The sequence below is a fragment of the Streptomyces sp. NPDC002324 genome (assembly GCF_053593335.1).
Genome location: NZ_JBSFCF010000009.1, coordinates 30307 through 54413 on the forward strand (window position 1 = coordinate 30307; position 24107 = coordinate 54413).

14 protein-coding genes and 1 tRNA gene are annotated in these 24107 nt (G+C 72.9%); 2 read left to right on the forward strand and 13 right to left on the reverse strand.

Annotated elements, in window-relative coordinates; translation table 11 throughout:
• Positions 1-26 precede the first annotated feature (26 nt).
• From ACWCRJ_RS14670 to ACWCRJ_RS14690, 5 genes are all read right to left on the reverse strand, one after another.
• A complete protein-coding gene (locus ACWCRJ_RS14670; RefSeq protein ID WP_450939627.1) occupies positions 27-1277 on the reverse strand; it encodes an extracellular solute-binding protein in 1251 nt (416 codons plus the stop codon).
• Positions 1274-2335: a hypothetical protein gene (locus ACWCRJ_RS14675; RefSeq protein ID WP_450939628.1), complete on the reverse strand. Its 1062-nt coding sequence runs from the start codon at positions 2333-2335 to the stop codon at positions 1274-1276. The genes ACWCRJ_RS14670 and ACWCRJ_RS14675 overlap by 4 nt, the downstream gene beginning before the upstream one ends.
• Positions 2332-3768, reverse strand: coding sequence for a hypothetical protein (locus ACWCRJ_RS14680; protein WP_450939629.1), 1437 nt, complete (start codon positions 3766-3768; stop codon positions 2332-2334). Before ACWCRJ_RS14680 ends, ACWCRJ_RS14675 begins: the two co-directional genes overlap by 4 nt.
• 47 nt (positions 3769-3815) lie before the next feature.
• A complete protein-coding gene (locus tag ACWCRJ_RS14685; RefSeq protein ID WP_450939784.1) occupies positions 3816-5891 on the reverse strand; it encodes a tetratricopeptide repeat protein in 2076 nt (691 codons plus the stop codon).
• Positions 5892-6388: 497 nt separating this feature from the next.
• Positions 6389-7756, reverse strand: a complete 1368-nt coding sequence (locus ACWCRJ_RS14690) for a S1 family peptidase (protein WP_450939630.1) — start codon at positions 7754-7756, stop codon at positions 6389-6391.
• Between the two features lie 92 nt (positions 7757-7848).
• Between ACWCRJ_RS14690 and ACWCRJ_RS14695 the strand changes: the two genes are divergently transcribed.
• On the forward strand, positions 7849-8205 hold the full coding sequence (locus tag ACWCRJ_RS14695) for a trypco2 family protein (RefSeq protein ID WP_450939631.1): 357 nt from the start codon (positions 7849-7851) through the stop codon (positions 8203-8205).
• Between the two features lie 795 nt (positions 8206-9000).
• Positions 9001-9990 (forward strand): MBL fold metallo-hydrolase, encoded by a 990-nt coding sequence (locus ACWCRJ_RS14700; RefSeq protein ID WP_450939632.1) that lies wholly within the window; start codon positions 9001-9003, stop codon positions 9988-9990.
• A 43-nt stretch (positions 9991-10033) separates the two neighbouring features.
• Here ACWCRJ_RS14700 and ACWCRJ_RS14705 read toward each other — a convergent pair whose 3' ends face one another.
• From ACWCRJ_RS14705 to tmk, 8 genes are all read right to left on the reverse strand, one after another.
• The gene (locus ACWCRJ_RS14705) at positions 10034-11380 is read right to left on the reverse strand and encodes a UDP-glucose dehydrogenase family protein (protein ID WP_450939633.1); all 1347 of its coding nucleotides are present in this window, start codon (positions 11378-11380) and stop codon (positions 10034-10036) included.
• A 191-nt stretch (positions 11381-11571) separates the two neighbouring features.
• A complete protein-coding gene (locus tag ACWCRJ_RS14710; protein WP_450939634.1) occupies positions 11572-12894 on the reverse strand; it encodes a right-handed parallel beta-helix repeat-containing protein in 1323 nt (440 codons plus the stop codon).
• A 122-nt stretch (positions 12895-13016) separates the two neighbouring features.
• Positions 13017-14951 (reverse strand): right-handed parallel beta-helix repeat-containing protein, encoded by a 1935-nt coding sequence (locus ACWCRJ_RS14715; RefSeq protein WP_450939635.1) that lies wholly within the window; start codon positions 14949-14951, stop codon positions 13017-13019.
• Positions 14948-16201: a glycosyltransferase family 2 protein gene (locus tag ACWCRJ_RS14720; protein WP_450939636.1), complete on the reverse strand. Its 1254-nt coding sequence runs from the start codon at positions 16199-16201 to the stop codon at positions 14948-14950. The genes ACWCRJ_RS14715 and ACWCRJ_RS14720 overlap by 4 nt, the downstream gene beginning before the upstream one ends.
• 1065 nt (positions 16202-17266) lie before the next feature.
• A tRNA-Thr gene (locus tag ACWCRJ_RS14725) sits at positions 17267-17343 on the reverse strand.
• A gap of 134 nt (positions 17344-17477) precedes the next feature.
• Positions 17478-19064, reverse strand: a complete 1587-nt coding sequence (locus tag ACWCRJ_RS14730; protein ID WP_450939637.1) for an alpha/beta hydrolase — start codon at positions 19062-19064, stop codon at positions 17478-17480.
• 251 nt (positions 19065-19315) lie between these two features.
• Positions 19316-20521, reverse strand: a complete 1206-nt coding sequence (locus ACWCRJ_RS14735) for a DNA polymerase III subunit delta' (protein ID WP_046916526.1) — start codon at positions 20519-20521, stop codon at positions 19316-19318.
• 159 nt (positions 20522-20680) lie between these two features.
• Entirely contained in the window at positions 20681-23995 is a 3315-nt protein-coding gene (gene tmk / locus ACWCRJ_RS14740) for a dTMP kinase (RefSeq protein ID WP_450939638.1), read from the reverse strand.
• Positions 23996-24107: the final 112 nt, after the last annotated feature.

Genomic DNA, 24107 nt, shown 5'->3' on the forward strand with positions numbered 1-24107 from the left:
GCCCGCCCTCCCCCGACGCCGGCCGACTACCTGCTGCACACCCCCCGCAGAGCCGGCCGCCGGTCGGTCCGGCTGTCCGCCACGCTCTGTACGTCGCGCAACAGGCCCGGTACGTCGATGTCCTCGCCGGCCGCCGCGCGGGCGATGGTCAGCAGGACGGCCTCGTAGAAGGCGTCGCGGACGGCGGGGGGCATGACGTCGGAGGCGTCGAGGCAGCGGGGGCCCGGGCCGGTGAGGCGGTCGGCGATCTCCCGCTCGACACGGCGGTCGCGCTGTCGCACCCGGCGGTTCGCCGAGAAGACGTTCGCGGAGTCGGCCCACTCCTGCTGACCTTCCCGCGAGGCCAGCCGTTCGATCAGGTCCCGTGCCTCGGCGCGGTCGCTGAACAGCGCGGCGAAGTCACCGGTCACCTCGTGGGCCCGGACCCGGTAGCCGCCACCGGGCAGCAGGGGAGCGGAATCCATCAGGCGCGCCTGCAGCCGCTTCTCCCGGTAGAAGGAGCGGGCGAAGGAGCCCTGGTGCTCCAGCGCGCACCCCTTCGGGCCGTCGAAGAGCAGGCCGTACCCGTCGGGTTCGCCCCGGTGGTCGGTGAGCAGGGCCCGCTCGGCCGCTTTCTCGTCCTGCTGGAGCAGCCCGGCCCACGCGTCCCACGCGTCCCGCACCGCCGCCCCGGTCCAGGGCACGGTGGGGTCGCCGAGCGCCCACCTGCCGTAGACGTCCGGGCCCTGGCGTTGCAGCACGAGGTCCTCGATCCAGTCGCTGCCGGGCCAGCCGGACGCCCCGTCGTCCCCCATCCCGACGCACCAACTGGTCAGCGGGGCGGGGGAACCGGCCGGGCGCTCGCCCTCGCGGTACCAGACGATGCTCTTGAGGTCCGCCTTGACCGGCACCCAGTACGCGCGCTGCGAGGGCTTGTTCACCGGCTGCCACGGGGCCCCGTACTCCTCCTCGGCGTAGAGGCCGTTCAACGGCTTGAGGCGGTCCTGGGCGGCGTACTCGGCGAGTTCGCCGACGCCCGGCATGATCGCGATGTCGGGGGGCTCCCCCGACTGCACCTTGGACAGCAGCACCTCGCGCTGGGCGGCGGTGCCCTGGTACTCGAAGCGGATGCCGAAGCCCCGCAGCAGCACCTCGAACTGCTCGCCCTGCTCGCCGGTCCACGGCCCCAGGACGGTGACCGGCTCGTCCTCCCGCTGCGACCAGACCGCCACCATGCTGCCGGCGGAGACCAGCAGCAGCGCCACCAGCAGCACCAGCACCTTGAACCGCCGGGTCACCGCCGCCTCCAGTAGTCGCTGTCGAGCCGGAGTCCGAGCCCCACCACGGGCAGGACGACGAGCAGCAGGCCGCCGGTCAGGGTGCCCTGGTGCACGCGCTCGGTCCAGGTGTCGTCGGCCAGGACGTCCCGGACGTCCTCGGACCGCTCCGCGACGGTCTGCTGGTACCCCTCCAACCTCGCTCCCTGCTCCTGCTGCCGGGAGACCTCGGTGATCTCCCGCAGGTCCCCGGCCACCCGGTCGAGGTCGGCCTGCGCGGACGACATCGTCAGCAGCGGCACGATCCCGAGCAGCACGGTCAGGGCGAAGGCCGCGAGCAGGTACGGGTTCCAGTCGCGGCCGCAGCGGTCGCGCAGCACGAACAGCGCGGACAGCAGGGACAGCGCCAGAGCCAGCAGGGCGAGTTCGGCGAGCCACCAGCCACTGCGCTGCAGCCACCCCTCGGTGGCGGTGACCTCGGCGTGCCGCGTCTGGATCCGCTGGATCGCGTCGAGGCGGGGTACGAGTCCCACGCCCTGCCGGACGAGCAGCGAGTGCGCCTCGGCGAGCTTCTGCCTACTCATGAGGGGCTGGTCGCGGTACATGGCCGTACCGAGGTTGAGGGAGTTGCCGTAGGTGGCGAGCAGACCGTTGACGGTACCGAGATCCTGGTCCGTGCGGTCCGCGATCCGGGACAGTCCCTGGTCGGCGGCGGAGAGCTGGGTCCGGTAGGCCTCGCCCGTGCCCGCGACGTCGACGAGCTTCGACTCGACCAGCTTCCGGGCCTCGTGGTCGGCGCGCAGGACCGCGAGCCGGGTGGCGGCGAGCCCCTGCACGGCCGGCGCCTCCTCGCCGGCGAGCGTCTGCGCGCCGCCCTGGACCTGTCGGCAGGACACGAACAGGGCGCCGGCCGCCACGAGCGCGCACACCGTCAGGACCAGCAGATGCGCCTCCAGCAGCCAGCGCGTGCGCCGCCCGCGCAACCGCGCACGCCAGAAGGCACCGAGGGAGTACGGCGCGAAGCGCAGGGGCGGGGCGTACGAGGAGCGCGGGGCGTGGCGGGGGTGTCCGGTGGTCACAGCAGCTCCTCCCCGCAGACGATGCAGTGGCGGGCCTCGGCCCCGGCCCGGGTGGCGCACCGGACGCAGCGCGGGCCCGGCAGTGGACCGGCGGTGGCGGTCACGGGGACGGGACGGGATCCGGCGCGCAGGATCATCGGCCCGAGCGTGTCGGCGTGCACGGCGTGCCGCAGCCGGACCAGGCCCGCGGGCGCGTCCTCGATGTCGGCGACCGCGCGGATCTCGTCCAGCACCCAGTCCGTGCCCAACCGGTCCGCCAGCCGCGCCGCACGCCCCAGATGCCCCTCGGCGGCCTTGCGTCGCTGCTCCCCGAGGGCGACGAGTCCCCGGCGCAGGGCCTCCCGCATCACGGTGGTGGACTTCTGGTCGCGCACACTGGCGGCGCCCGCCGGCAGGTCGGGCGGCGGCAGTTCGGGGCGGTGCCAGCGGGCGGTGACGGCCGCGTGGACGTCACCGACGGAGACCATGGCGAACTGCAGATACGTCTCCAGCGGGTCGTTGTCGGCGTCGGCGACGAGGGTGAGGAGGTAGTCGCGGCCGCCCTCCTCCCACTGGTACGTCGGAAAGCTCCACCGGTGCGGCAGGCCGGGCTGGGGCAGCCCGCCGAGGCGGTGCGGCCGGGGTGCCTTCTCGTTCAGCGCGACCTGGCGCACCGTGGGCCGTACGGTCACCTCGATCGGCAACTGGGGGGCGTGCACCCGGCGCAGCCGCCGGATCGCGGCGGTGATCGCCGTGCCGAGGCCGTCGTCCACGAACTCGGCGGTGCCGTGCAGCCGTTCGGCCAGTGTCAGCAGCGGTTCGGGGGTCCAGTCCACGCCCACGGCGAGGACGTCGCAGGTGAAGTGGCCCGCGCAGGCGTCGAGTTCCTCCTCCAGCCGGGTCTCGCCGGGGGCGCTGCTGCCGTCGGTGATCAGCAGCAGATGGCGTACGGACAGGGGGCGGGCGGCGAGCAGGGCGCGTGCTCGGGCCGCCCAGGCCGCGTATCCGGCGGGGCGCGGGCCGTCCCGGTGCAGCGGGATCGCGCCCGTGGCGAAGGCGGCCCGGCGTTTGTCGTTCTCGTCAGCGACGGCCCACTCGGTGTCACCCCCGGGATGGCACCGGACGGGCTCGGGGCCGGCCCCGAGCACGGTGAAGGAGATGCCGTCGGGCAGGGCGCGCAGCGCGGCCGGCAGGGCGTGCCGGACGGCCGCCCGGAGCGGCTCGGCCACGTCGACCGCGATGATCACGGCGAGTTCGATCGCGGGCAGCTCGGTGGGCGCCCCGCCGGCGCTCACGTCGACCCGCAGATGCGCCTCGATCTTCGCGCTGCGGTGCGGTCGCAGATCACCGCCGAGGTCGACCCGCAACCGGATGTCCGGCTGCGCCGGCCGGCCCCCACCGCCCGTCCGCCCGTTCAGGTGCCGGCCCGCGCGCCGGCCCGGATGCCTGCTCATGTCGTGCGTCACCGTTCCCTTCCCCGTTCGCCGATACCCGCCGGTACTCACACCACCGTCTGTGGCCGGACCGCCTGCAGAAGGTCCACGAGATGCTCGTGGGTGGCGGCCGATCCGGCGTGCCGGGCGGCCAGTTGGCGGTAGTGGGACTCGATCCGTTCGCGCAGCCGGCGCTCCTGCGCGCTCAGGCGCCGCAGGCCCCGGGGGTCGAGACGGCCGCCGCCCCGGGGGCCGGGGCGGTCGTCGCGGCTGTAGAGGGCGTCCAGTTGCCACTCGTGCAGTTCGGTGCTCAGGCGCAGCGCCTCGTCCTCGGACAGCCCCGGCACGCCGGCCCCGGGCTCCCGGCGTACGAGGTCGCGCAGTTCGGCCAGCGCCGCATCGACCTCGCTGGGCTCGGGCAGCGGCGCGGTGTCCCGGGGCAGCCGGGCCGCGCGGATCCGTAAGGAGGCGATCCGGGTGACGGTGTGGTCCAGGGTGCCGGGGCGGACCCGGCCGAGGACGTCGAGTGCGGCCCGCCGGTCGCCCGCGCGCAGGGCGAGCCGGGCGAGGCCCAGGGCGGCGCCGCCGTGCGCGGGGTTGCGGGCGAACACGGCCTCGTACAGCTCCTTGGCGGTGGGCCCGGCCGTGTCTTCGCCGAGCCGTTCGCCGCAGTAGGCGAGGGCCAGCTTGGGGGCGTACTCGCCGGGCAGTTCGAGGCGGACCTTCGTGAAGTGGCGCTTGGCCTCGGCGATCCGCCGCGGGTCGCCGTCGAGGTCGGCGCGGCGCAGCGCGACCAGGGCGCGGTGCCACTCCAGCCGCCACCGGCGCACGGCGGACGGGCCCGGCAGGGAGTCGGCGGTGTCGAGTTCCTCCTGGGCCCGCTCCAGGTCGTCCCGCGAGTCCCGTGCCAACAGGACCCGCACGTTGTGCAGGCGGATCTCCACCGAGGGCGGCTTGCCGTCCTCCTGGTCGAGGAGGCGGCCCGGGTCGTAGCCACTGCTCACCTCGAACCGGGTGGTCTGCGGGTCGCCCGGGTAGCGCCTGGGCACCGGCAGCCGGCGGGCGATCTCGGTGGGGGTGGGCGTGCCGAGGTCGAGGGCGGGGGCGAGCGGCGGATCGTAGCGGTCGCGCCGGGGGCGCTCCAGCCAGTGCTCGATGCCGGGGACCGTACCGAGGCGGGCGCCGAGCAACTGCGGGGACGGCCAGAAGTAGTCGGAGGGTTCGGGCGGGTCGCTCTTGCCGCGCAGGGCGCGGATCTCCCGCAGGGCGCCCCGCAGTTGGCCCGCCATCTCCCGGGCGTCGGCGAAGCGCAGGCCGGGGTCGGCGCGGGTGGCGCGGTCGACGACGCCCCGGAAGGAGGCGGTGCCGAGACCGGGCACCTCGTCGACGGCCCAGCCGGCGAGTTCCCGCAGGGTGACGCCGACCGTGTGCAGGTCGTGGGCGGTGGTGGGCATGGGCGCGAACGCCGTCTCGGGCGCCATGTAGTCGGGCGTGACATGGGCGGGCGGCTGGCTCTGGCCCTGTTCCCGCATCCCGCCGAGGTCGATGACCTTGACACCGTCTCCGTGGTGCACGACGTTCGAGGGCTTCATGTCCCCGTACACGAAGACCCGTTCGCCGCCGGCGTGCAGATGGACGAAGGCTTCGAGGATCTGGCAGCCGTACGCGGCGACGTGCTCGATGTCGAGGACGGACTCCCCGCGCCGGGTCTCCTTGACGACCTTCTCCAGGGTGCCGTCGCCGACGTCGTCCATGACGATGTGGCCGCCGGTGACCTGCCCGGTGCCGTCGCGCCGGGCGACGAAGTCGCGGATCTGGACGATGCGGGGGTGGCGGATGGCGACGAGGTTGCGGCGCTCGACGTCGGCGAGCCGGGCCCCGTCCTGCTCGTAGCGGTTGAGCATGCCCTTGACGGCGACCACGTCACCGAGGTGGGTGTCCTCGGCGAGATAGACCCAGCCCTGGCCGCCGTGCGCGATGGGCCCCATGATCCGGTACTGGTCGCGCAGCATGTCGCCCTCGGCGAGTTCGGGCCGGTACGAGTAGGGCATGCCGCAGGCCGGGCAGTACCCCTCGACCGGCACCCGGCCCACGGTGTAGGGCGGCGCGAAGGTGATGCCGCACTCGGGGGACGAGCACCCCATCCGGACCCGGAGCGGTGCCTCGGGGTGGATGAGGCGTTCCCGCGCGGGGCGCGGCGCCCGCTCGGGCAGCGCGAGCAGCTCGGCGGGGCCGAACTCGCGCGGGTCCTCGGGCAGGGCGGGCAGCCGGGGGCCGTCCTGTGCCCGCCCGCACACGGCGCAATACCCGGTGGGCAGCACGGTGCCGCCGCAGGGCGCGCCGGTGAAGCGGCGGTGCGGACAGGGCGTCCCGCGCTCGCCGTCCGGCGTGGGGGCGGACGGGGTTGGTGGGGTTGGTGAGGTGGGTGGGGTGGGTGGGGTTGGTGGGGTTGGTGGGGTTGGTGGGGTGGTCGAGGCGGGGGGCGCGGACGGGACGGGCGGCGGGGACGGCGGGGCGGAACCCGTACCGGGGCCGGAAGCGGGCCCCGTACCCGCCCCCGGCTCAAGACCTGTGTCCGCCCCCGGCTCGGGCCCCGTCCCCGCCCCCGGCTCGGGCCCCGTGCCCGCTCCCGTCCCGGGCCTCATGTCGCGTCCCCGCAGCGCCGCAGGTCCGCACGCAGGGTTCTGATCAGTTCGCGCAGCCGGGCGAGCCGCCACTGCGGGTCCTGGCCCGTGGTCTCGTCGATCAGGCGGCGCTCGGCGCGGCGCCGGTCGGCCGTCTCGGTCATCGAGCCGAGGGAGGCGCTGTCGACGACGCCGTGCCGGACCGCGCGGCTGAACTCCGCCCCCTCCAGCCGGGTGAGGAGCGTGTCCGCGTGGGCGAGGAGCGCGGGGGCGAGGAGCCGGTCGCGGGCGGCGGTCCAACCGGTGCCGCCCTCGTGCCGGAAGACCAGCAGCAGCCGGAAGCCGAACGACCGTAATCGGATGAGGAGTTCGATCAGCGGCCCCGGTTCCGGCTCCTCGTCGAGGCCGTCGACGAGGACGGTGACCGGGCCACCGGGCACCGGGCCACCGGGCAGGGGGGTGCCGGGCGCGGGGGCGGCAGTCCGCGCGGGCCGGGACCGGGTGCCGAGCAGCCAATCCCAGTACGCCAGGTACTGGCCGGGCGGGAACGCGATGTGGCCCAGGGCGTGATCGGCGAGGTCCGGTCTGCCGGACACACCGCCGCGGTGGACGAGGGAGGCCCGGTGCGCCAGATGCCCCAGGGAACGTTCCTTGCCGCTGCCCGCAGGCACCACGGTGATCTTCACCGGATCCTCGTCGGGGTCGTCGAACCAGCGGGCCAGCCGCTCCTCGAAGTCGTGGTCCCAGGCGTGCGGGCTGCTCAACTCCTTTATCAGGGACGAGAGTTCGGCGATGCGCTCGACGGGGATCAGATACGAGAAGGCGAGCCGGTTGTTCTCGGGCAGCAACTCCCCCATGTCACCCCGCCAGCTGACGATCAGTCCGACCACGCGCACCGGGCGCCCCTCACCGGGGCGGGTGCACACGGCGGCGCCGCTGAAACCCTTGCGCACCACCTCGGCCTTGGTGACGGCGTCCAGTTGCACCCGCTCACCGCTGACCCCGCCGATCCGGCCCCACAGGGACATGCCGTCGTCGAAGCCCTCCGCGTAGCCGGTGGCGGACACCTCCGCCCCGCCCCACAGCGCGGGCTCCAGCCGGGCGGGTCGCGCCCGGGGCCGCGGGCTGTCCAGCCGGAGCACGGCGACGTCCTCACCGCCCCCGGGGGCGTCGGGCAGCCACCCACCGGGCGCGACACGCGCGGACACCGGTGCGAGGTCGGCGTTCTCGGCGAACTCCAGCCACATCACGGCGTCCGGATCGCGCACCACGTGTGCGCAGTTCAGCGCCGTCCGCTGATCGACGAGCACACCGGCGCCGCAGATGGGTCCGTGCGCGTCCCCGCGCCGCAGCCTGAGCCTCCAGTCCGCACGCAATTCCCCCATGCCGCCTCACACTACGCGCGAGGCATGGTGCGTCCCTAGACTCTGTAACCAACTCGGATCGGCCGATCAGGGGAAGACGACGGGATGGTGACATGGGCGAACCCGAACCGGTCGGTCTCGCGGAGGCCATAGGCACGGTCCGCGCGGAGCTGGCCAGGGCACAGGCCGAAGGCGCGGCGAGCGACTGGCGGTTCAGTGTGGAGCAGGTCAGCCTGGAGTTCTCGGTCCAGTTCCACCGGGGCGGCGAGGGCGGCGCGGGCCTGCGTCTCGGCGTGGTCGAGGCCCGCCTCGGCGGCTCGGTGAGCCATGACTCCACCCACCGCGTCCAAGTGGACCTCAAGCCCCTCCCCGGCCCCGGCGGCCACCACCACGAGGTGAGCCGCGACGAGCCCGGCACCCGCGAGCACCCGGGCCCGGAGCCGTCCGGCGGCTCCCTCGCCCGCGACTGACCCGCCCGGCACGCCGAACCCCCGGCCCCGCCCGGTGGATGCGCGGTCGCAGCCGGCAGGCGGTTAAACGTCCGCCCGGCGACTGGGCGAAGACGTACAGGCGAGAGACAGGTCACCGCGGCCCCGGCGGGTCGGCCCGCGGCACAAGGCGCCCGCTCACGCAGTCGCGGACCCGGGCCTGCCGGCGAAGGCCGGGAGAGGGACGTCCCGCCCGGCGACGGTGCCCGGGGGCCGGACCGGCCGCACCGCACGGGAGGTGCCTGACGAGGCTTCCCTCACCGGCCCGCTGGTGTCCGCCCCGGCGAGGTGGCCGACCCGCCGGGCGACGACGGGTCCGCCCGGCAGGAGGACGCGGCGCCCGGCGTCCCCGTAGGCCCTCACCGGCGTCCCCGTAGACCCTCACCGGTGACGGCCGTAGACCCTCAGGCCCTCACCGGTGACGGCCGTAGACCCTCACCGGTGACGTCGAGGGCGAAGGCGTCATCGAGAGCGTCGTCGACCGCGTTCACGAGCGCCGCCAAATCACCTTCGCCATAGCGTCGTTCAGCCGACCGCATCCCGTTTCACGAGGGCCGGCAGCACCTCGGCGGACACCTCGTCACCGGCGGCGCGGGACAGCGCGGCGCGGACGTCCCGTTCCGTGGAGCACCTCGTCGCACGGGTGGTCGTACGGCCGAGCGGTCCACCGGAGTGGGCACGGAAAATACCGCAACCGGTCCGGCGACGCCCCGTACGATCAGCCGAAATCCCGTGCACCCGCGGGTCGGTGACGACGAGGCCAGGGAGCGAACCGGCATGACCCACCCACCTGACCTCCGCCCCGCCCACCCCCGACGCCTCGACCAGGGCCACCCGTTCCGCCAGTGGAAGACCTGGCGCGTCCCCGGGACCGGACTGACCCTCACCGGTTACTCCCGCGCGAACGACAAGACCTTCTTCCACCTCCCCGAGCTGCGCTGCTCCCTCGACGCCGGGCTGGCCGAGGGCCGGCAGGTGGAGACGGTGCTCCTGACCCACACCCACCTCGACCACTCCAAGGACCTCGACTATCTGGCCGCCAGGGACGCGGGGGTGGACATCTACCTGCCGGCCGCCGCCGAACCGTACGCGGCGGCCTACCTGCGTGCTTCGAGCGAGCTGAACCACGGGGCCGGCTTCGATCCGTCCCGCGCCCCGGAGTGCCGTCTGCACGGCGTGCGCGCGGGCGCGGAGTTCTCCGTGGGCCGCCGCGGGGAGTACGCGGTCCGGGTCGTCGAGTGCCTGCACAAGGTGCCGTGCGTGGGCTACTGCTTCGCGGAGAAGAAGACGGTCCTGAAGCCCGAGTACGAGGAGCTGAAGGCGTCGATGGTCGCGGCCGGGCGGGCCGGTGAGTTCGGCCGGATCATCGCCGAGCGGCGCAAGGAGGGCCCCGGCACGGTCGATGAGGAGATCCGCCGCCCGGCCTTCGCCTTCCTCGGCGACACCCACGCGAGCGTGTTCGCGCGCAACCCCTGGCTGTTCGACTACCCGGTCGTCATCACCGAGTGCACCTACCTCGACGACGGGCAGCTCACCCGGGCCCGGCAGGTCGGGCACACCGTGTGGAGCGAGCTGCGTCCGGTGGTCGAGGCGCACCCGGAGACCCTGTTCGTGCTGACCCACTTCAGCCTGCGCCATTCCGACCAGGAGGTCATCGAGTTCTTCCGGCGCGAACGGGAGGGCGGCGCGGCCGGCTACCTCGACAACGTCGTGCTGTGGGTGCACCCCGAGAGCCGTCTGCCCGAGCAGCACCAGAAGCGGGGATGACGACCCGGCCGACGGCCACGGGTGTGGCCGCCGGCCCCCGAGGTCAGGGTCGGCCGAGCGCCCGGTAGTCCCACCCCGCGGCCCGCCACTGCGCCGGGTCGAGGGCGTGCCGTCCGTCGACGATCCGGCGCCGGGCCACGACCGCGCCCAGGGCGTCCGGGTCGATCTCCCGGAACTCCGCCCACTCCGTGAGCAGGACGACCACATCGGCCCCGGTGGCCGCGGTGAGCACGTCCGTGCCGTAGTGCAGGTCCGGGTAGGCGCGGCGGGCGTTCTCCAGGGCCGCCGGGTCGATGACGGTCACCTGGGCGCCCGCCTGGTGCAGGGTCCTCGCCACGTCCAGGGCGGGGGCGTCGCGGATGTCGTCGGAGTTGGGCTTGAACGCCGCCCCGAGCGCGGTCACCTTGGCGCCGGCCAGCTCCCCGCCGGCCAGCTCGCGGACCAGGTCGACCGTGCGGGCCCGGCGGCGCTGGTTGATGGCGTCGACCTCGCGCAGGAACGAGACGGCCTGACCGACGCCCAGCTCCTCGGCCCGGTGGCTGAAGGCCCGGATGTCCTTGGGCAGGCAGCCGCCGCCGAAGCCGAGGCCAGGCTTGAGGAACCGGCCGCCGATCCGGTCGTCGTAGGCCAGCGCCTCCGCGAGACCCGTCACATCGGCGCCGGTCGCCTCGCAGACCTCCGCCATGGCGTTGATGTACGAGATCTTCGTGGCGAGGAAGGAGTTGGCGGCGACCTTGACCAGTTCGGCGGTGGGCAGGTCGGTGACGACCACCGGGGTGCCCTGGGCGATCACCGGGGCGAACGCGGCGCGCAGCTGCTCCTCGGCCCACGCCGACTCGGTGCCGAAGACCAGCCGGTCGGGCCGCATGGTGTCGTCGACGGCGTAGCCCTCGCGCAGGAACTCCGGGTTCCAGGCGAGTTCGACGTCCGCCCCGGCCGGGGCCGTCCGCCGGACGATCTCCGTGAGCCGGGCGGCGGTGCCCACCGGGACCGTGGACTTGCCGACCACGAGGGTGCGCCTGCGCAGGTGCCGGGCCAGTTCCTCGACCGCGCTGTCGACGTAGGTCAGGTCCGCCGCGTACGAGTCCCGCTGCTGGGGCGTGCCCACGCAGACGAAGTGGACGTCGCCGAACTCGCCGGCCTCGGCGAAGCTCGTGGTGAACCGCAGACGGCCGCTGTCGAGGGCCTTGGCGAGCAGTTCGGGCAGTCCGGGCTCGAAGAACGGCACCTCGCCCGAGTTCAGCCGCTCGATCTTGACGGGGTCGACGTCCACGCCGAGCACGTCGAAGCCCAGGACGGCCATGCAGATGGCGTGGGTGGCGCCGAGGTAGCCGGTGCCTATGACGGTGAGGCGGGGCGCGGTTCTGTCGGTGTCGTCCGACCAGGTCATGGTGGTCTCCAGAGGTGTTGCGGGGCGGATCGGCCCGCCGCACGAGCCGGTGTGCGTGACGGCCCGCGGCAGCGACGGCGCGGGAAAGGCGGCGGGCTCGGGAGGAGCGGAGGGCACGGGAGAGGCGGAAGGTACGGCAGAGGCGAAGGCACGGGAGGGCGGAAGGTACGGCAGAGGCGAAGGAGGCGCGGTCAGGAGGAACAGTCGACGTTGGCGAGCCCCTCGGCCGCGTCCTTCGCCTTGTTGTCGCAGGTGACCTTGTTGCCGTCGGACGTGAGGTGGAAGCCGTAACCGGGCCCGTCCACGTTCGCGGTGTTGTCCTTGAAGATGTTGCCGGTGCCCCAGCCGTTGACGAGCTTGTGGGTCTGGAAGCCGTCCTCCGGGGAGTTGCTGCCGGTGTTGCCCTGCAGCAGCCAGCCGTTGCCCTTCACATCGACCCAGGAGTCGTTGTTGTGGGAGCCGCTCAGCTTCGATCCGTCGAAGGTGTTGTCGATGACCTTGCCGTCGCTGGTGCCTTCCTTGATGTCGATGGACTCGGCGGTCGTGTCCCGGATGTCGTTGCCGAGCACCACGTTGCGGTCGCTGGCGTCCGTCTTGCAGTCGCTGACGGTGCACCAGTTGGACTTGGCCGTGCCGATGTAGACGCCCTCGCCGTACTTCTCGCGGCGCAGGCCGGTGTTGCGGATGGTGTTGTCCCGGACCATGTTGTCCGAGCTGAAGTTGCGCAGGTGGATGGCCTCGTCGCCGATCTGTTCGACGGTGAGGCCCTGGATGACGGTGCCCACCGTGCCGTCCGCCATCACGCCCTTCTGGGCGTTGCGGACGGTGAAGCCCACCAGCCGCCAGTTGCTGACCCGGTCCAGGTGGAAGGCGTACCCGTCGTCCGTGTCACCACCGTCGACGACCGCGCCGGCGCTGCCGCACAGGAAGATCGGCTTCTCGGCGGTGCCGGAGGCCTCGGCGGTGAAGTTGCCCGCGTAGACGCCGTTGGCCAGGGCGATGCTGTCTCCCGGTCGCGCCTGGGCGAGGGCCTGTTCGAGCGTGGTGGCGTCGCTGACCTTGACGGAGGCGGGCGGGCAGGTCACCGCGGCGTCCGGCACCGAGCCGCTGGTGGCGTGTTCGGTCGGGGCCGCCTCGGGGGCGGCCGTGCGGGTCGGCAGGACGGACGGCTCGTCCGGGGTCGGTGAGAGCACGGACTCCCTGGGCCCGGCGGTGGTCGCCCCGGCCGTGACCTCGGCGGGCTCCGATCCGCCGTCCCGCGTCACCGCCACGACGAGCGCCGCCAGGGCGAGCAGGAACGCGCCCCCCGCCAGCCAGAGAGCCGGCTGCCGGGCGGAACCGCGCTCGGGCGCGGGCGGTTGGCTCGCCGCGAGCGGCTGGACGGACGTGTGCGGCGCGTCCGGCATGGGCGGCCCGGTGGGCGCGGGCGCCTCGCTCGGCCTGGGCGGCTCGCTCGGCATGGGCGGTTCACCGGGCGCGGACGCCTCACCCGGGCTGGGGGACTCGCCCGGCATGGGCGGTTCGCTCGGCGTCCTCGGTTCGCCGGGCGTACTCGGTTCGTTCGGCGTGGGCGGTTCGTTCGGCGTGGGCGGTTCGGAAGACATGAACGGCAACTCCGGTGGGCGGGAACGCGTCGTCAGCGGGGCGGACGGGCGGCTGGGACGGACTGGGGAGCCAGAACCCGCAGGGCGGCGGTCTCTTCGTCCTTGGAGAACCAGCTGCGGTCGGGGTTCTGCCGCAGGGGCACCTCGACGACGGACGCGCTGTTGCTCACCGACTTCTTGTCCTCGTACGGGTGCACACCGAGGCGCCCGCCGCCGCGACGGCTTCCTCTGCGGCTCTGGCGGCGGCCCAGCACGGCCGAGACCAGGATGAGCAGCAGGATGAACGCCCAGAGCAGCGTCATCGGGCTCGCGTAGTGCCGGAACTTGACCCAGAAGGAGCTGGTGTCGTGCCAGGCGAACGTCTGGTTCTGCTTGACGGCGATGTCACCGTGGGCCCGGGTGGTGTCCACGGCGCTCGGGCCGACCCCGGAGATGACGTTGTACGTGATGATCGACTCCGAGACACCGCCGACCATGGTGATCCCGTGGTTGGTGCCGTCCTGGATCGTGTTGCCGCGGATCTCGCCGACCGAGTCCCGTATGTAGATACCGGTCTCGGTGCCTTCGACGATGTTGCCGGTGATCGTCGCGGCGGTCACTCCGTCGCGCACCGAGATGCCCTGCCGTGACTGACCGGTCAGCCGGTTGCCGGTGATGGCGACCTTGGTGGCGTCCTTGCGGGCCACGATGCCCATGTCGCCGCCCTCGACCCGGTTGTTCTGCACCCCGACGTCCTTGCCGCCGAAGATCTCGATGCCGTAGTGGCCGTTGTCCGTGGCGATGCTGTCGGACACGGAGTTGGAGCCGTAGCTGCTGATGGACTCGCCGGACGCCGAGGGTCCGCTGGCGAGCGGCCGGCCGCTGAGGGTGAACCCGTTCCCGCCGTTGCCCTCGGCGGTGGAACCGCTGACCCGGACCTGCTCGGTGGCACGGGCCAGCACGAACCCGTCGCCGCCGTTCTCCTTGGAGACGGTCCGCTCGACGACGGCGTTGGTGACGAACCGGTGCAGGACCACGCCGTGTTCCAGGCTCTTCTGCACCGTGCTGTCGCTGATGCTGACGCCGTTGGCGCCGGAGAGGAACAGCCCGTAGGCGTTGCCCGTGAGGGTGGAGTGGCCGATCTCCGCGGAGACGTAGGAGAGGCTGGGCACGGAGAACCGGGTGTCCGGCGTGGCCAGCGAGCCCGAGGGCTGCGCCACGACGCCGCCGCTGCCGGCCTTCGTCCCCGGCGACACCGTCGAATCCTCGATGTTGCCGGTGTCGGGGCGGTCGGTCCCGGTGAGGCTCAGTCCGCCGGTGCGCCCGCTCCAGAAGCCGAGATCGCCGACCTTGGCGTACTTCATGGAGAACTGGCCGCCGATGGCGCGGATGTAGGCCCGGCCGTCCCGTACGTCGGTGTCCGGCTTGTTCTTCTTGTCGTTCCAGCTCGTGATCCGCAGGGGCGCCTGCGGGGTGCCCTCCAGGGTCAGCCGGCCGCCGAAGGAGACGATGCTGACGAAGCCCTTGTTGCTGCTGGCCATCCGCAGCGTCAGTCCGCCCGGGTTGGACAGCTTCAGCTTGGCGCCGGCGTTCAGATAGATGTTCTCGGTCAGCAGGTAGGCGCCGTCCGGCTGGCGGACGAAAGTCTGCGGGGCCAGTTCCAGCAGGTCCGAGACGGTGTAGGCGTTGCTGCGCTCGGTGAGGACCAGCGTGTAGCCGTCGCCGGTGTCCAGCCGGTACGGCGCCTTCCACTCACCGCCCTTGAGGGGGGCGACGGCGGCGACCGCGCGGACCTGGTCGAGACGGTGGTCCTCGGCGGCCACGAGCGCGGTCTCGTTCTCCGCGTCGGCGGCGTTGACCTGTGGCTTGTCGTCCCCGTCGGCGGCCGGCGAGAGAGCCGCGGAGGCGAGGACCAGACCGGCGGCCAGGGGCAGCACGACCGCGCCCCTGAGTGTCCGCCGGACGGTGGAAAGTCGGTGACGCGTCATGACTGCTGAACCTCCGGCCACGTGGACGCGGTGACCCGCGTCGTGCTCCCCAGGGAGGCGGAGTCCTGTCCCTCTCCACCGATACGGTCGCTGGTACGGGTCAGCCAGCCCTGCTTGTTCATGGTGATGAAGGCGTACAGCTTGATCGGCAGCGAGATCATGATGACCACGAGGGCGAGCAGCGGCAGCAGGAGCAACTCCTGCGGGTGCTTGCGCAGATGCGAGTAGCCGCGGATGCCCCGACCGACGAGCAGCCAGACCAGGACGAGGAACACGCCCCGGCCGGTCAGCTCCAGACGGCTGAACAGCAGGTACCCGAGCGCCATGCCCATCGTCACCGGCGTCAGCAGGATCTGCAGCACGGTGATCTTGGTGACCAGGGGGACGCGCCAGAGCCAGCCCTTGTAGAGAGCGGTCAGATAGCAGCGGTAGGAGTTCCGGCTCCAGCGCACGCGCTGCTTGACGAAGGCGCGGAACGAGGAGGGGAACATCGATATCGCCCGCGCCGAGGACTGGTGCACGGTCTTGTAGCCGGAGGCCAGCACCAGCCAGGTCAGCCGCCCGTCGTCACCGGCGACGCAGCGCCGGCCCAGGAAGAACTCGTTCTCCAGGTTCTCCAGCACGGGCTCGATCGCGGCTCGCCGATAGGCCGCCGTACGACCGGACAGGCAGGCCACGGCGCCGGCGCGGCCCATGGCCGGCACGTAGTCGTAGTAGCGGAGGTTGACCAGCCAGTCGGCGATACGCCGCCAGACGCTGGTCCGGCGCTGGTAGACGTTCTGCTGGGTGCCCACACCGCCGACCTCGGGGTCGACGAAGGGCATCTGGACGGCGGCCAGCAGCCCCGGCTCCCAACGGGTGTCCGAGTCCACGAGTACGACGAGCTCACTCGTCGCGGCCCGGATCCCCACCCCGAGCGCCGACCGCTTGCCGCGGTGCTCGAACGCCAGCACCCGGACCCGCGGGTCCTTCACCTGCGACAGCCTGCGCAGGACCTCGGTGTCCTCCACGTCCGGCACGATGATGACCTCGGTGGGGCCCTGCTCCAGCCAGGTGTCGAGGCAGTCCAGCAGGATGCTCGCGTCCTCCCGGTAGGCCGGCACCACCACGGAGACCGTGGTCCGGTAGTTGTTCACCACCGGCTTGGCGAACCGCGAGAGCACGGCCCGATAGAGCCACAGGCCCCAGACGAAGGCGCCGGCGATGCCCAACGGCATCAACTCACGCCACGATGTCTCGGCGGTCGCCATGACTATCCATGACCAGACATCGTCGAAGAAATCCGACACGAACCCAGAACCCCCAGCCGGAGCCTTGCCCAAACACGTGGACGAAATGTGCGACGTTCGCGGTCTACGCGGGGAAATCTAGGGCCGAATCGGCCCCTCTCGACACACGAGAAACACAGAGTTCACCTGTCGAAGTCACGAAAGCTCCACAGAGTGAATCCGCATCAGCGAACAGCACACGCTGCCCTACCCCCGCACCAGGCCGGCCCGACTGCCCTCACGCCTCGCCAAGTCTCTTCATCAGCAAAGCACTTGAGGACATCCCCGATCAGAAACCGACCTAGTCAGGACACTGTGCCTCCCGCCCCCGAAATCCTTCGCACAAACAAAGCGAATGTGACACACATCACCCGCACCATAATAGCTCCAGCGAACACACGCCACACCCACCTCACCTGTTCGTCACCTGAGACACCAGCGCCCCGTACGACAACTGGGCAACACCACGCCGCCCGAGCCCACCGACCGACGGCGAACACCCCCTCGCCCCAACCCCCCACCCACCCGAACCCCCAGCCCGGTCCGCGCACTTGACCGAAGCCTCCACATTCCTGACATTCACGACCGCCCACGCCCCCGGCGCGAACACACGGACAGACAGCCACGAGAACGACACCACGCACCACCACCGACCGGCCGGACGGAAGCTGTGGCGGAGCAAATCCAGGCCTCGACGAGCACTCGTCCGGGCGGACCTGCGTTGACGTCAACTCCCGTACACACCTTCGAGCACAGCACGGCCGCCACCTCGGTGAAGGCGCCAACGGGCCGCATGGTCACGCCCATCACCCGAGGCGGCGACAGGAAGATCACGGCCTTATCCCGCATCTCTGGGCAAGACGCACCACAAGCGCATGAGTTGTTCCTGAACGAGCAGCAACATGACTGCCAGGGGTCCAAAAAAACGGAGCCGCCACAGCGAGCCAGAAATGCGCCTCCCGGGCCCCGTCGCGACGTCGCACACGTCCAGGCGCCGACCAGCACAGACAACAAAACCCCCAGGTCCGATTCGACCTGGGGGTTCAATGGAGCCGCCTTCGGGATTCGAACCCGAGACCTACGCATTACGAGTGCGTTGCTCTGGCCATCTGAGCTAAGGCGGCGCGCTGTCCGCACTATGGTGCGATCAGCAACGTCGGTAAGTCTACACAGTTTCCCGGCTGCTCCGAACCAGGGATCGGAGCACCCGGCGACGGGCCCCGTACAGGCCCGGACGGGCCGTCGCGGAGGGCCAGGTTCAGGGCGCTGAGCAGCGCTTTCCGTCCGTGGGGGGCGTGCCGCGGAGCAGGTAGGCGTTGATCGTGGAGTCGATGCAGGCGCTGCCGCGGCCGTAGGCGGTGTGGCCGTCGCCGTCGTAGGTGAGGAGGCGGGCGGAGGAGAGCTGGGAGGCGAGCGCCCGGGCCCAGCGGTAGGGGGTCGCGGGGTCGCGTGTGGTGCCGACCACGACGATCGGGGCGGCACCCTTCGCCTCGATGCGGTGCGGTCCGCCCGTCGCCCGCACCGGCCAGTACGCACAGTTCAGGGAGGCCCACGCGAGGGCCCGGCCGAACACCGGGGACGCCCTCTCGAACTCGGGCAGGGCCCGTTCGACCTCCTCGGGGCTGTCGTAGGCGGCCGGGAGGTCGAGGCAGTTCACGGCCGCGTTGGCGTACATCAGGTTGGAGTAGGTGCCGCCGGGGCCGCGTTCGAAGTAGCTGTCCGAGAGGGCGAGCAGGCCGGCGCCGTCGCCCTTCCCGACCGCCTCGGTCAGCGCCTGGCGCAGCCGCGGCCACGCCCCCTCGTCGTACATCGCCGCGATCACCCCGGTCGTGGCCAGGGCCTCGCCGAGCCGCCGTCCGTCGGCGTCACCGGTCCGGAGAGGCCGCGCGTCCAGCCGCTGGAAGAACGCGCGCAGACGGTCGCCGACCTGCGCGGGCGTGCGCCCCAGCACACAGTCCTTCCGCCCCACGCAGTCCTTCGCGAAAGCCTGGAAGGCCGTCTCGAAGCCGGCCGTCTGCTCCTGGTTGAGTCGGCGGGCGGGCAGCGAGGGGTCCAGCGCGCCGTCCAGCACCAGCCGGCCGACGCGCTTCGGGAACAGCTCGGCGTAGGTCGCCCCGAGGAACGTCCCGTACGAGGCACCCACATAGGTCAGCTTCTCGTCGCCCAGCGCGCCCCGCAGGATGTCCATGTCCCGGGCCGCCTCGACGGTGGAGACGTGCCGCAGCAGCCGCGGTGCCCGCTGCCCGCACCCCTCAGCGAACCGCTTGTACGCGGCGACCAGCTTCGCCGTCTCCCCCGTGTCGTCCGGTGTGAGGTCCGTCTGCGTGTACGTGTCCATCTGTCGCCCGGTGAGGCATTCGACCGGCTCGCTGCCGGCCACGCCCCGCGGGTCCACCGCCACCATGTCGTACCGCGCCCGTACCTCGGCCGGGTAGCCGATGCCCGCGTACCCCTGCACGTACCCGACCGCCGACCCGCCCGGCCCGCCGGGATTGACCAGCAGCGAGCCGAGCCGTTTCCCTGGGCCCGTGGCCTTGCGGCGCGAGACGGCCAGCCTGATGTCGCCTTCGCTCGGCTTCGCGTAGTCGAGGGGCGCCTTCATCGTGGCGCACTGGAAACCGGCGACCTGGCAGTCGCGCCAGCGCAGCTTCTGCCCGTAGTACGCGGCCGGCACCGACGGTGTCGCCCGGGGCAGCGCGCCCAGGCCGGGCCCCCCGTCCGCCACGGTGGCCGCCGTACGGGAGCCGCCGGAGGAGCAGCCCGCGACGAGCAGCGCGGCGGCAGCGAGCAACGCGCCGCCGGCCCGCAGGGACCGGTTCGGCCGGGAAGTACGCCTGGTGTGCATCTCGCGAGCGTAACCAGAACCACTCAAATGATCACGAATGGGAACGAATGCTGCTCGTACGAGTGACGCAGTCAACCGAACGCGCCACACCGGCCGCCCGCCACGTCGAGGAGGACGCCGCAGCTCCGCCGTCCCCGTGACGTCCGATGTCCCCCGCCGTCCCCGTGACGTCCGATGTCCCCTGCCGCCCCCGTGACGTCCGACGTCCCCTGCCGCCCCCGTGACGTCCGACGTCCCCAGCCGCCCCGACGTCACCCGGCCCGCAGCGCCATCGTCATCGCCTCCACGGCCAGCAGCGGCGACACATTCCTCTCCAGCGCCTCCCGGCAGCCCGCGATCGCGTCGATCCGCCGCAGGGTCGACTCCGGCGTGCCACCCCGCGCCATCCGCTCCAGGCTCTCCCGCACCTCGACGTTGGCGAGCGCGACCCGCGCCCCCATCTGCAGGGCCAGCACATCCCGGTAGAACCCGGTCAGCTCCGTCAGCGCGAGATCCAGGCTGTCCCGCTGCGCCCGCGTGCGCCGCCGCTTCTGCTTGTCCTCCAGGTCCTTCATCACCCCCGCCGTACCGCGCGGCATGCGCCCGCCCTGCGCCGCGCCGAGCGCCGCCTTCAGCTCCTCGGTCTCCTTGGTGTCGACCTCTTCGGCCAGCTGCTTCGACTCCTCCGACGCGGCGTCCACCAGCTCCTGCGCGGCCTTGAGGCACCCCCCGATGTCCTCGACCCGCAGCGGCAGCTTCAGCACCGCTGCCCGCCGCTCGCGAGCCCGCGGGTCCGTGGCCAGCCGCCGGGCCCACTCGATGTGTCCCTGGGTGGCCCGAGCGGCCACCGCGGCCGCCTCCGGCTCGATGCCCTCGCGTCGTACGAGCATGTCCGCCACCGCGTCCACCGACGGTGTGAGCAGTCCGACGTGCCGGCACCGCGAGCGAATGGTCGGCAGCACGTCCTCCAGCGACGGCGCGCACAGCATCCACACCGTCCGCGGGGCGGGTTCCTCGACGGCCTTGAGCACCGCGTTCGCCGACTTCTCGTTCAACCGCTCGGCGTCCTCGACGAGGATCACCTGCCAGCGCCCGTTCGCCGGTGAGGTGTACGACTTGCGCACGGTGTCCCGCATGTCGTCGACCAGGATCTGCGCACCCACCGCCGCCACGGTGCTGACATCGGCGTGCGTCCCCACCAGCGCCGTATGGCATCCGTCGCAGAACCCGCAGCCGGGACTCCCCCCGAGCGCCCGGTCCGGACTCACACACTGCAGTGCCGCCGCGAACGCCCGCGCCGCGGTCGTCCGTCCCGAACCCGGCGGCCCCGTGAACAGCCACGCGTGCGTCATCCTCGACGCCTCCGGAGGTGCGGTCCCCGTCGTCGCCGCCGTGACGATCGCGTCCGCGTCCCGAGCGGCGGCATCGAGCTGCGCACTCAGTCGCTCCTGCCCCACCAGGTCGTCCCACACGGCCATGACCCACCGCCCTCCGTCCACGACACCTCTCCGCGCCCCATTGTGCGCGACCCCACTGACAGCCGGGCCCGGTCGGCCCGATCCCCGCCGGCCCGCATCCGACCCGGCCCGCGGACGACCACGCCTCACCTCCGGCTCGGGGTCCGGGCGCGTGTCACCTCACCGGCGTCGCCGCCGCCAGCCCCGCCCCTCATCGGGGTCGTCCCCGTCCTGCGAGCCCAGCAGTTCGTCCGCGAGCGTGGGCAGGTCGTCCAGCGGAGTCTCCTCGGCCCAGTCCGACCGGGGCCGCCGCCGCGGCGTCCCCTCCTCGTCGACCTGCGGAAGCTCGCGCGTGCGTCCCTCCGCCCCGTCAGGCCCGGGCCGCTCGTCCCGGAAGTACCCCGGCGGCACCCGGTCCTCCCGCACCGGCGGCAGCACCGCCGTCTCATCTGCGGCTCCCGAAGGCACCGGCGGCAGCACCGCGGTCTCGTCCTCCGCCGCCCCCGAACCCGGCACCGGCGGCTTGGGCAGCTTCGCCGTCGTCTCGGAGTCCGCCCCACCGGGCGAACGCCCCGAACCCGCCGGCCCGTCCCCCCGCACCGGAGGCAACACGGCCGTCTCGTCCACCGGCCCACCCGACGCGTTCGTCGGCGTCACGACCGGCGTGGCCACCGTGATCGCGTCGTCGCCACCGGAAGCCCCACCGGCGCCACCACCGGCGCCACGCCCAGCACCCCGCTCAGCCTCCGCGTTCCGGTGAGCCTCCGCGGCCCGACGAGCCGCCGCGGCCCTCTCCGCCTCCGCCCGAGCCCCCCGCTCGGCCTCAGCCGCACGCTCCGCCTCGGCCCGCTCCGCCGCGACCCGATCCGCCTCGGCGCGAGCCGCACGCTCGGCCTCAGCCGCCGCGGCCACCCGTCGCGCCTCCTCGGCCCGGAGCAGCGCCTCCTCGGCCTTCCGCTGCTTCTCCAGGCGGAGCGCCTCCGCCTCCGCCCGCAACCGCTGCTCCTCCGCGGCCTGCTTACGGCGCCGTTCCTCCTCGACCCGACGCCGCTCCTCCTCCGCGGCACGGGCCTTCTCCTCCGCGAGGAGCCGCGCCTGCTCCTCCTCGGCACGGCGACGCGCTTCCTCGGCCCGCTGCCGGGCCTCCTCCGCCTGCCGCTCCGCCTCGCGCCGCTGAGCCTCCTCCAGCTCGCGTCGCTTGCGCTCCTCCTCCTCGGCCCGCAGCCGCGCCAGCTCCTCCTGGCGCTCCCGCTCCAGCCGCTCCTCCTCGGCCTTGCGCGCGGCCTCCTCCTCGGCCTTGCGCCGCGCTTCCTCCTCGGCCTTGCGCCGGGCCTCCTCCTGCGCCTTCACCTCGGCCTCGGACAGCGGCAGCATCACATCGAGCCGGGCCCGAACCACGGTCGTCACAGCTTCCGGGTCCTGCGCGGCATCCACGACCAGGTACCGTCCGGCGTCCGCGGCGGCCAGCGTCAGGAACCCCGCCCGCACCCGCTCGTGGAACTCCGCCGGCTCCGACTCCAGCCGGTCCGGCGCCTCGGTGAACCGCTCGCGCGCCGCCTCGGGCGACACATCCAGCAGCACGGTCAGATGGGGCACGAGCCCATCGGTCGCCCACCGCGAGATCCGGGCGATCTCGGTCGGCGAGAGGTCTCGCCCGGCCCCCTGGTACGCCACGGACGAGTCGATGTAGCGGTCGGAGATGACGACGGCACCCCGCTCCAGCGCGGGCCGCACCACGGTGTCCACGTGCTCGGCACGATCGGCCGCGTAGAGGAGCGCCTCGGCCCGGTGCGACAGCCCGGCACTCGACACGTCCAGCAGGATCGACCGCAGCCGCTTGCCCACCGGAGTGGCCCCCGGCTCCCGCGTCACCACGACCTCGTGACCCTTGGCCCGGACCCACTCGGCGAGCGCCTCGACCTGGGTGGACTTCCCGGCCCCGTCGCCACCCTCCAGGGCGATGAAGAACCCCGAGGACGCGGGCGCCTGCGCCGGATCGTCGCCCTTGAGCAACGCGTCCCGCAGGTCCTGCCGGAGCGGCACCCCTGACCGGTCGTCGACCTTCGCCAGCACCAGCGCGGCCACCGGCAGCAGCAGCGCCCCCACCAGCATCAGCGTGAACGCCGCGCCCCCGTGCGCGAACACGAACTTGCCGCTTTCCAGCCGGTGCGGCCCGATGGCGGCGGCGACCAGCGGAGCGACGAGCGCCGCCACCGCCACAAACACCCGTACGACAGCGTGCAGATGCTCGGTGGTCCGCGCACGCCGGAAGTCCTCGGCCTCCTGGTCCAGCAGCGTGTGCCCGGTGTTCGCGGCGATGCCCGCGCCGACGCCGGCCAGCCCCAGGATCAGCACCACGCTCGTGACATCCGGTGTCAGTCCGGCGGCGAGCAGGGCGACACCGGTGAAGGCGATCGCGAGAGCGAGCAGCCGACGCCGGGACAACGAGGGCAGCACGGCCGGTGCCCGCCGGATCCCGACGCCCACCCCGCCGGTCACCGCGGCGACGAACAGCCCGTACAGCACCGGCCCGCCGCCCAGGTCCTTGGCGTGCAGCACGGCGACGGCGACGACGGCGGCGACCGCACCGGCGACCGCACCGCACGCCGGCACCAGCAGCGGGATCGCACCCGTACGGCCCTTGTCCACACCGGTGCCCGTCTTGGGCCGGCGCAGCCCCTCCAGCGGCGACCGCGCGCGCGGGGTGCGCGTCCTGGGCAGTTCGAGGAAGGTCACCAGGGACAGCGAGGCGGCGAACAGCCCGGCGGCGACGTACGAGGCGAGCGCGGCCTGGTGCTGTCCGAACCAGTCGAGGCCCGCACCCAGCAGGTTGTTGAGCAGCGCCGCGACGACGAGGACGACGGCCGCGAGAGGCACCGCGACGAAGGTCGTACGCAGCGCCAGGCGCCGCAGCGCGTCCATGTGGTCGGGCAGCGGCCGCACGGTCGCGCCCTCCGGCGGCGGCGCGGGCAGCAGCGCGGGCGCCGCGCTCTCCCTGCAGACCGTCCAGAACCGCTCGGCGACTCCGGCCACGAACGCGGTGACCAGCAGCACCGCGAGCGCGTTGTCCGGCGTCCAGTCGATCCACAGGGGCGCGACGATCAGCAGCAGGACCCGTACCCCGTCCGCGCCGACCATGGTCCAGCGGCGGTCGAGGGGCCCCTCCTGCGCGGTCAGCGAGGTGAGCGGGCCGAGGAGCACGGCTCCGAAGAGCAGGGTCGCGAGGGCGCGCGTACCGAAGACGGCTGCCACCGTGAGCGCGACGCCCCGGTATCCACCGCCGAAGGAGCCCTCGGCGATCGCCGCCTGGAAGGCGAGGAGCACCAGCACGAACAGGGCGAGGACATCGCCCACGCCGCCCACGAGCTGTGCGCCCCACAACCGTTTCAGCTGCGGCCGGCGCAGCAGCGCCCGCACGGCGCGCTCCCGGGAGTCGGCTGCCAGGGCGTCATCGAAGGCCGGGTCGTGGGCCGTAGGCTGCTCGGCTCGCATCATGCTTTCAGCCTATCGGCACCCACCGACACGCAGAAGCAGCGCCCGAACGCACGCACGGCGCATGACCAAGTCACACGAAACGCACACATCCGACGAGGGGAAGGCGGGCAGT